This window comes from Mesorhizobium sp. P2_D1, assembly GCF_056404455.1.
Map to the genome: position 1 here is coordinate 67,732 of NZ_JBFUDZ010000002.1, position 8,799 is coordinate 76,530.

The window sequence follows — 8,799 nt, forward strand, 5'->3', positions numbered from 1 at the left end:
GATACGCTCGAAAAGCGATAATCATTTCATGAGCTTGTCCGGTTTTGGTCGATATTGTCTTGAATCGTCGTTTTCTCCTTCCCATTTCGATTCCACGCAGCCGGATCTTGGCTGTCTCCAACCGAAGGAATGGGAGAAAATGAACACATCTGCATTGATCCGCCCGGCCTGGACGCCGGCAACCATCGCGTTGATGGTGATCGGTTTCATGGTGTTCTGGCCACTCGGCTTCGCCATGCTTGCCTACATCATCTGGGGCGACCGCCTCGATGGTTTCAAGCGTGACGTCAACCGCGCCACCGACGGCATCTTCGCCGGCTGCCGCCGCGGTTCCGACAAGGCGGCGCGCTGGGGCCACGGCTCCGCCCGCACCGGTAATGTCGCTTTCGACGACTGGCGCGAAAAGGAACTGGAGCGCCTCGCCGAGGAACGCCGCAAGCTCGACGAGATGCTGACCGAGTTCGACGACTACGCCCGCGAATTGCGCCGTGCCAAGGACCAGGACGAGTTCGACCGCTTCATGGCCAACCGCAACAAGTCGACGGCGCCGACGAAGACCGACCCGAGCACCGGGACGACAACCACCAAGCGTGGCAAGGGCTCGAACCTGCTTGACGACTGAGGCCCGGCGACAGGCCAAGGTATGATGACGGCGTCGCGCGAGCGGCGCCGTTTCTTTTTTGTTCTATTCGTTTTTCTCGAATCGCGTATCGTCCCGCCATGACCCTCGGATTCTTCCGCAATCTGACAAAGCCCAAGGCCACGCCCGTCGTGGAGCGTGAATATTGCGTCGCCGGCCGTACCTTGCCGCTCAAGATCGTCGAGAACGACCGCGCAAGGCGGCTGACGCTGCGCATCGATTCGGGCGGTAAGGGCCTGCGCATCACGGTGCCGCCAGGCCTGCGCCGCGGCGAGGTGGAAAAGTTCCTCGACCGTCACCAGGACTGGCTGGAGCAGCGGCTGGCCAAGGTGCCGGCGCGGCCGCAGGTGCGGCCGGGCATCAAGATCCCCGTACGCGGCGTGCCGCACCGCATCGTCCATGAGCCTTCGAAGCGCGGCACGGTGACCATTTCAAGCGACGAGCGCGGTCCGCTGCTGATCGTGCATGGCGACCGCGTGCACCTGCCACGCCGCATTGCCGATTTCCTCAAGCGCGAGGCCAAGTGCGAGATCGAGAAGCTGGTGGGCAAACACACGCTGGCGCTGGGCAAGCGCGCCAAGGCGATCCGCTTCAAGGACACGTCTAGCCGCTGGGGCTCCTGCACCTCCGACGGCAATCTGTCGTTTTCCTGGCGCATCATGATGGCGCCGTCGCCAATCATAAACTACCTCGTCGCACATGAAGTGGCGCATCTCAAGGAGATGAACCACGGTCCGAAATTCTGGAAACTGTGCGAACAGCTTTGCCCGGACACCGAGCGCTGCAAGGCATGGCTGAAGCGCAATGGCGGCGCGCTGCAAGCGATTGCGTTCGAGTAGGGCATGGCCGTTAAGATCGACTATCGGGTGGCTGACGCAGGCTGGGCCGACTGCGATGTAGCTATCGACGGCAGCGCGGCCAGCGTTGAAGCATCCTATTTGGGCGATGCTTTGCTCGAGTTGATCGAGGCTACACGCGCTATCGTCGACGGTGCGAACTATTCAGTTGCTCACTTCTACGACGAGCCGGGAGAATGCCGCTTTGTCCTTGAGCCACAAGGCGACACGATCAGGGTTCGCATACTGGAGTTTGGGGAAACCTGGTCAGAAGAGCCGGATGAAGCAGGCACTGTAAGACTTGAGGCGGTATGTCCATTGCAGGAGTTCGCTGAGGCGGTTTTGGCAGCAGCGAGTCAGGTTCTCAATACCCATGGGCTGGAAGGGTACAAGGAAAAATGGCGCCACGACTTTCCATCAGAAGCTGTGTATGGGTTGCGCCGCGCACTGCAAGGAGAGACCCTTCACTGACATCTGACCTCGGCATTGTGCTCAATCGTCATTCGCCGCGTTGAGCTCCTCCGGTCGCAGTCCCTCATCGCCATGATGCGGCCACGGCAGGAAGTTGCCGTCGAATTGATCACCGCCGAAATAATCCAGCGCGCGATGGGCTTCGGCGCCGTTGAAGGCGGCCTTGTCCATCAGATGGGCGATGACCTCGCGCGCCTGCGCGATCTTCTGCCTGAGTTCGGCAACGGTTCTGTCAGCCATGGTCTTGCTCCCGCCTTGTGTCCCTGTCCTTCAATAGGTAGCGCCTTTGGCCTTGCCGGCAACAGCATGCTTTTTCTCGACTCTTCGCGCTTTTCATGCCAATCCCCGCGCCATGGCGCTCGACATCAAGATTTGCGGCTTGAATACCGACGTGGCAATGGCCACGGCGCTGGCCGGCGGCGCCAGCCATGTCGGGTTTATCTTCTTCGCCAAAAGCCCGCGCTATGTCGAGCCGGCCGAGGCTGGCCGCTTGCGCGAGGCGGCGCGCGGCAAGGCAAAAGCGGTGGCCGTCACCGTGGATGCCAGCGACGCCTTCCTGGATGAGATCGTGGCAGCGATGCAGCCCGACATGCTGCAGCTGCACGGCTCGGAAACGCCGGAGCGCGTGGCCGAGGTGAAAGCCCGCTACGGCTTGCCGGTGATGAAGGCGCTGTCGGTCAGCGAGGTTGCCGACCTCGAGCGGATAAAGCCGTTTATCGGCATTGCGGACCACTTCCTGTTCGACGCCAAGCCCCCCAAGGGCTCCGAGCTGCCCGGCGGCAATGGCGTGGCCTACGACTGGCGCATCCTCACCGGCCTTGACGCCGGCGTCGATTACATGCTTTCCGGTGGGCTCAACGCCGCCAATATCGGCGATGCCCTTCGGCTTGCCAACCCGCCCGGAATAGACATTTCCTCAGGCGTGGAAAGCGCGCCGGGCGTCAAGGATCCGGCGCTGATCGAACAGTTTTTCCGAGCCGTCAGGGCAGCGCGCGACAACCGCGCCGCCTGACCGGCTCAAACCAGAGCATGTCCCGGAAAAGTGGGATCCGGTTTTCCGGCAAGGACATGCCCCCACATCGAGACCAGGAGATCGGCGATGGACAAGCCGGCGACACCCAATTCCTTCCGTACCGGACCCGACGAACAGGGCATGTTCGGCATTTTTGGCGGTCGTTTCGTCGCCGAAACGCTGATGCCGCTGATCCTCGACCTTGAGCGGCACTGGAACGAGGTCAAGAACGATCCGGATTTCAAGGCTGAACTCACCGACCTTTCGACCCACTATGCCGGGCGGCCGTCGAAGCTCTATTTCGCGGAAGGGCTGACCAGGCATCTCGGTGGTGCAAAAGTCTACTTCAAGCGCGAGGATCTGAACCACACCGGCTCGCACAAGATCAACAACTGCCTCGGCCAGATCCTGCTGGCCAAACGCATGGGCAAGAAGCGCATTATCGCCGAGACGGGCGCAGGCCAGCATGGCGTGGCGTCGGCCACCGTCGCGGCCCGCTTCGGCTTTCCCTGCGTCGTCTATATGGGCGCGACCGACGTCGCCCGCCAAAGCCCGAACGTCTTCCGCATGAAGCTGCTCGGCGCCGAAGTGCGGCCGGTGACCGCCGGCCACGGCACGCTGAAGGACGCCATGAACGAGGCGTTGCGCGACTGGGTGACCAATGTCGAGGACACTTATTACCTGATCGGCACCGCCGCCGGGCCGCATCCCTATCCGGAGCTGGTGCGCGACTTCCAGTCGGTGATCGGCACCGAAGCGCGCGCACAGATCCTCGAGCAGGAAGGCCGGCTGCCGGACACCATCATTGCCTGTGTCGGCGGCGGCTCGAACGCCATCGGCCTGTTCCATCCCTTCCTCGACGACAAGGATGTTCGCATCATCGGCATCGAGGCCGGCGGCCGTGGTCTTGACGGCATCGAACACTGCGCCTCGATGAGCGCCGGCGCGCCTGGCGTGCTGCACGGCAACCGCACCTATCTCCTGCAGAATTCCGACGGCCAGATCATGGACGGCCATTCGATCTCTGCCGGTCTCGATTATCCCGGCGTCGGCCCAGAGCATTCCTGGCTGCGCGATTCCGGCCGCGTCGAATATGTGCCGATCCTCGACGACGAGGCGCTGGAGGCCTTCAAGCTGACGACGCGCGTCGAAGGCATCATCCCGGCGCTGGAATCGGCGCACGCCATTGCGCACGCGGTGAAGATCGTGCCGGCCATGGACAAGGACCAGATCGTCATCGTCAACCTGTCCGGCCGTGGCGACAAGGACGTGCATACGGTTGCCAGCATGCTGGGCATGGAGATCTGATCATGACCACCCGCATTGACCGCCGCATGGCCAAGCTGAAGACCGAAGGCCGCCCGGCCCTCGTCACCTATTTCATGGGCGGCGACCCCGACTATGAGACGTCGCTGTCGATCATGAAGGCACTGCCTGGAGCAGGCGCCGACGTCATCGAGCTCGGCATGCCGTTCTCCGATCCGATGGCCGACGGCCCGGCGATCCAGGCGGCGGGCCTGAGGGCGCTGAAAGGCGGCCAGACGCTGGTCAAGACGCTAAAGATGGCTTCGGAATTCCGCACCGGCGACAATGAGACGCCGATCGTGCTGATGGGCTATTACAATCCGATCTACATCTATGGCGTCGACCGCTTCCTCAAGGACGCGATCGCCAGCGGCATCGATGGGCTGATCGTCGTCGACCTGCCGCCGGAAATGGACGAGGAATTGTGCATTCCGGCGCTCAAGGCCGGCATCAACTTCATCCGGCTGGCAACGCCGACCACCGATGATAAGCGCCTGCCCAAGGTGCTGCAGAACACGTCGGGTTTTGTCTACTATGTGTCGATGACCGGCATCACCGGTTCGGCGCTGGCCGACACCGGCAAGGTGGCGGCGGCGGTGCAACGCATCAAGGGTCACACCGATCTGCCGGTCTGCGTCGGCTTCGGCGTCAAGACCGCCGAGCAGGCCCGCGTGATCGGTGCCAATGCCGATGGCGTCGTCGTCGGCACCGCGATCGTCAACGCGGTGGCCAATGTGCTGGGGCCGAAAGGCGAAAAGACCGCCGACCCGGCCGAAGCCGTCGCCACGCTGGTCAGCGGCCTTGCGCAAGGTGTGCGCTCGGCCCGCCTTGCTGCCGCCGAATAGTTCTCCTACCTCTCTTTCCCAAATCTTCGTCAGGACAGGAGCCGAAGCGATGAACTGGATCACCAATTACGTTCGCCCGAAGATCAATTCGATGCTCGGCCGGCGCACCGACATGCCCGAGAATCTCTGGATCAAGGATCCGGAGACCGGCGAGATGGTGTTCCACAAGGATCTGGAATCCAACCAGTTCGTCATTCCGTCCTCCGGCCACCATATGAAGATCTCGGCCAAGGAGCGGCTGAAGTTCTTCTTCGACAACGGCAAGTACGAGACCCTGGACAACCCCAAGGTCATGCAGGATCCGCTGAAGTTCCGCGACGAGAAGCGCTATGTCGACCGGCTGAAGGACGCAAAGGCCAAGACCGGCTTGGAAGACGCCATCATCAACGCACTGGGGACCGTCGAAGGCCTGCCGGTGGTGGTGACCGTGCAGGACTTCGCCTTCATGGGCGGCTCGCTCGGCATGGCCGCGGGTGACGCCATCGTGCACGGTTTCGAAGTCGCCTTGCAGCGCAAGCGGCCGCTGATCCTGTTCGCCGCGTCCGGCGGCGCCCGCATGCAGGAAGGCATTCTGTCGCTGATGCAGTTGCCGCGCACCACGGTTGGTGTCGACCGGCTGAAGGAAGCCGGCCTGCCCTACATCGTCGTCTTGACCAATCCGACCACGGGCGGGGTAACTGCCTCCTACGCCATGCTGGGCGACGTGCACATCGCCGAGCCCGGCGCGCTGATCGGCTTTGCCGGGCCGCGCGTCATCGAACAGACCATTCGGGAAAAGCTGCCGGACGGCTTCCAGCGCTCCGAATACCTGATGGAACACGGCATGGTCGACATGGTGGTGTCGCGCCTGGAGATGCGCCAGACCATCGCACGGCTGCTGAAGATGCTGCTCAAGCTGCCGGAGGAGCAAAAGCCGCTTGAGCCGGAGATCCTGCCGCCGGCGACAATTCCGGCCGAGGCGCGGCCACAAGCCTGACGCGACACTCTTCGCCGCGAACCGCGATTGCGCCGTGTCCGTGGCGCGCTGTAGCTTTTTGATTGCCATGGCCATTGTGAAACCGATTCTGGTTCCCGGGCCATGGGCCAGGATTGTGCCATGAAAACGCTTGCCGCCGACCGCGAAATCGAAGCCCTGATGGCGCTTCACCCGAAAGGCTTCGACCTTTCGCTCGACCGCATTTCACGGTTGCTGGAGCGACTCGACGACCCGCAGGACCGGCTGCCACCGGTCATCCATATCGCCGGCACCAACGGCAAAGGCTCGTGCGCCGCATTTTCACGCGCACTGCTTGAGGCGGCGGACTACCGCGTCCATGTCCACACCTCGCCGCATCTGGTCAACTGGCACGAGCGTTACCGGCTGGCCGCCGATGGCGGCGGCAGGCTGGTCGACGACCGGGTGTTCGCCGATGCCATCGCCCGTGTCGCCAGGGCCAATGAAGGCGAGCATATCACCGTCTTCGAGATCCTCACCGCCGTCACCTTCCTGCTGTTTTCCGAACACCAGGCCGATGCCGCCATCATCGAGGTCGGGCTCGGCGGCCGTTTCGATGCCACCAATGTCATCAAAGAGCCGGCCGTGTCGGTGATCATGCCGGTGTCGCTCGACCACGAGGCCTATCTCGGCGACCGTGTCGAACTGATCGCAGCCGAAAAGGCCGGCATCATCAAGCGCGGCTGCCCAGTGGTCATCGGCGCGCAGGAAAGCGAGACGGCACTGCAGGTGCTGATCGAGACCGCCGAGCGGCTTGAATGTCCGACCTTCGTATACGGCCAGGATTTCCTCGCCTTCGAGGAGAACGGCCGCATGGTCTACCAGGACGAGGACGGCCTGATGGACCTGCCGCCGCCACGGCTGCCCGGGCGTCACCAGTTCGCCAATGCGGCGGCGGCGATCGCGGCGGTCAAAGCGGCCGGCTTCGAGATCAGCCATCGCGCCGCCGAGAAGGCGATGACCAGCGTCGCCTGGCCCGGCCGCATGCAGAAGCTGGCGCAGGGCCGGCTGGCCGAACTGGCGCCGAAGGGCGCCGACATCTGGCTCGACGGCGGCCACAATCCGGGCGCCGGCGTGGTGGTTGCCGAAGCGCTGGCGGAGCAGGAAGAAAAGAACCCGCGACCACTCTTCCTCATCTCGGGCATGATCAACACCAAGGACCAGAGCGGCTATTTCCGCGCCTTCAAGGGCCTCGCCCGGCATGTCTACACGGTGCCGGTGAGCCTGAGCGACGCCGGCGTGCCGAACGACGAACTGGCGATCCGCGCGACGGAGGCCGGGCTGACGGCCGAACCGGTGAGTTCCGTCGCCAGCGCGCTGATGTTGCTGCGCGACACCTGGGACGGCCCGGCGCCGCGCATCCTGATCGGCGGTTCGCTCTATCTGGCCGGTGCGGTGCTCGCCGAAAACGGCACGCCCCCGACCTGAGATCGGTTTCGGCGATCACCGCAAGGAGCAGTCATGATCAAGGTCAAGCAGCTCGCTCACGTCTGCATCTTCGCCAATGATCTGGATGCGACGCGAAGCTTCTACCGCGATGTCCTCGGCATGGACACCCAGTTCAATTTCCTGCGCGACGGCAAGATTTTTGGGTTCTACCTCGATTGCGGCGGTCGCAGCCACGTCGAGGTGTTCCAGAAGGACGGGGCCAGCTATGGCGACCTGAACCAGATCAACCACCTCTGCCTCGAAGTGGAAAGCATAGATGCAGCGATCGCCCATATCAGGTCGAAGGGCGTCGACGTCACGGCAAAGAAACTCGCCTGCGACGACACCTACCAGGCCTGGATACGCGACCCCAACGGCGTGAAGATAGAACTGTTCGAGTATACCGAAAAAAGTGCTCAATTCGCCGGAGGCGATCGTATCGCCGACTGGTAATGGCGCCTGCCGCCCGATGGCCTTCGCGGTTACTTCAACTCGATCTCGATGAAGGCGTATTCGCCCTCATTGGCGTTGATGACGTCGTGTTCGACGCCCTCCTTGCGGAAATAGGGCGCGCCCTTCTTCATCTCGGCGAAGGATTCGCCGTCCTTGGTCAACAGCTTCACCTTGCCGTCCATCAGCGGCACGACGACATAGTCGTGGCCGTGGCGGTGCCAGCCGGTGTTGTCGCCGGGCGCAAAGCGATACTCGGTGACGATGACACGCTCATTGTCGATGAAGACGGTGGCCTTGGCGGATCCGGTCATGGGCGTTCTCCTTGCTTCTCGTGACAACAGAAGACATGGAGTGCGCAGGCGTGAGGGCCAGAACCACCCACCGATGACGCCAACAAAAAGCCCGGCGCGAGGCCGGGCTTGATGTCAGGAATTTGGGACGGATCACGCGAGGCTGCCATTGATCCAATGCGACAGCGCGGTCTTGGGTGCGGCGCCAACCTTCATGTCGGCCACTTCGCCGCCCTTGAAGATCATCAGCGTCGGGATCGAGCGCACGCCGAACTGCGCGGCGAGCTCGGGATTCTCGTCGATGTTCAGCTTGGCGATCTTCACCTTGGCGCCGAGTTCGGTGGCGATGTCTTCGAGCGCCGGAGCGATCATCTTGCACGGACCGCACCATTCCGCCCAGAAATCGACGACGACCGGCACGTTGGCGTTAAGTACATCGGCCTGGAAATTGCTCTTGTCGACCTTGACGGTGGTCATGCGGAAAATCCTTTCGAAAGTTTTTGTCGCACCAAATGTGGTGGTGAT

Annotated in this window: 12 protein-coding genes; 9 read left to right on the top strand and 3 right to left on the bottom strand. The window is 62.8% G+C overall.

Going from position 1 to position 8,799, the window contains the following annotated elements; all coding sequences use genetic code 11:
• The first annotated feature begins 139 nt into the window (after positions 1-139).
• From AC1D0I_RS02865 to AC1D0I_RS02875, 3 genes are all read left to right on the top strand, one after another.
• The gene (locus AC1D0I_RS02865) at positions 140-622 is read left to right on the top strand and encodes a DUF2852 domain-containing protein (RefSeq protein ID WP_095083163.1); all 483 of its coding nucleotides are present in this window, start codon (positions 140-142) and stop codon (positions 620-622) included.
• Positions 623-720: 98 nt separating this feature from the next.
• Positions 721-1,479 (top strand): M48 family metallopeptidase, encoded by a 759-nt coding sequence (locus tag AC1D0I_RS02870; protein WP_477392926.1) that lies wholly within the window; start codon positions 721-723, stop codon positions 1,477-1,479.
• A gap of 3 nt (positions 1,480-1,482) precedes the next feature.
• Positions 1,483-1,947, top strand: a complete 465-nt coding sequence (locus AC1D0I_RS02875; RefSeq protein ID WP_477392928.1) for a hypothetical protein — start codon at positions 1,483-1,485, stop codon at positions 1,945-1,947.
• Positions 1,948-1,968: 21 nt separating this feature from the next.
• Here the strand turns inward: AC1D0I_RS02875 and AC1D0I_RS02880 are convergent, their stop codons facing one another.
• Positions 1,969-2,187 carry a hypothetical protein gene (locus tag AC1D0I_RS02880; protein ID WP_477225100.1) on the bottom strand — a complete coding sequence of 73 codons (219 nt, stop codon included), beginning with the start codon at positions 2,185-2,187 and terminating at the stop codon, positions 1,969-1,971.
• Between the two features lie 112 nt (positions 2,188-2,299).
• On the opposite strand from AC1D0I_RS02880, the gene AC1D0I_RS02885 reads away from it, so the two are divergent.
• From AC1D0I_RS02885 to AC1D0I_RS02910, 6 genes are all read left to right on the top strand, one after another.
• Positions 2,300-2,959, top strand: a complete 660-nt coding sequence (locus AC1D0I_RS02885) for a phosphoribosylanthranilate isomerase (protein WP_477392930.1) — start codon at positions 2,300-2,302, stop codon at positions 2,957-2,959.
• A gap of 87 nt (positions 2,960-3,046) precedes the next feature.
• Positions 3,047-4,267, top strand: coding sequence for a tryptophan synthase subunit beta (gene trpB / locus AC1D0I_RS02890; RefSeq protein ID WP_095083173.1), 1,221 nt, complete (start codon positions 3,047-3,049; stop codon positions 4,265-4,267).
• Positions 4,268-4,269: 2 nt separating this feature from the next.
• Complete coding sequence (gene trpA / locus AC1D0I_RS02895; protein ID WP_477392932.1) at positions 4,270-5,109, top strand: tryptophan synthase subunit alpha; 840 nt, start codon at positions 4,270-4,272, stop codon at positions 5,107-5,109.
• Positions 5,110-5,158: 49 nt separating this feature from the next.
• On the top strand, positions 5,159-6,085 hold the full coding sequence (gene accD, locus AC1D0I_RS02900) for an acetyl-CoA carboxylase, carboxyltransferase subunit beta (RefSeq protein ID WP_095083177.1): 927 nt from the start codon (positions 5,159-5,161) through the stop codon (positions 6,083-6,085).
• A gap of 120 nt (positions 6,086-6,205) precedes the next feature.
• Entirely contained in the window at positions 6,206-7,531 is a 1,326-nt protein-coding gene (locus tag AC1D0I_RS02905) for a bifunctional folylpolyglutamate synthase/dihydrofolate synthase (RefSeq protein ID WP_477225097.1), read from the top strand.
• Positions 7,532-7,564: 33 nt separating this feature from the next.
• A complete protein-coding gene (locus AC1D0I_RS02910; RefSeq protein WP_477392934.1) occupies positions 7,565-7,984 on the top strand; it encodes a VOC family protein in 420 nt (139 codons plus the stop codon).
• Between the two features lie 29 nt (positions 7,985-8,013).
• Here AC1D0I_RS02910 and AC1D0I_RS02915 read toward each other — a convergent pair whose 3' ends face one another.
• Both AC1D0I_RS02915 and trxA read right to left on the bottom strand, forming a co-directional pair.
• The gene (locus AC1D0I_RS02915; RefSeq protein WP_095083181.1) at positions 8,014-8,295 is read right to left on the bottom strand and encodes a cupin domain-containing protein; all 282 of its coding nucleotides are present in this window, start codon (positions 8,293-8,295) and stop codon (positions 8,014-8,016) included.
• Positions 8,296-8,427: 132 nt separating this feature from the next.
• A complete protein-coding gene (trxA, locus tag AC1D0I_RS02920; RefSeq protein ID WP_013891648.1) occupies positions 8,428-8,751 on the bottom strand; it encodes a thioredoxin in 324 nt (107 codons plus the stop codon).
• Positions 8,752-8,799 lie beyond the last annotated feature (48 nt).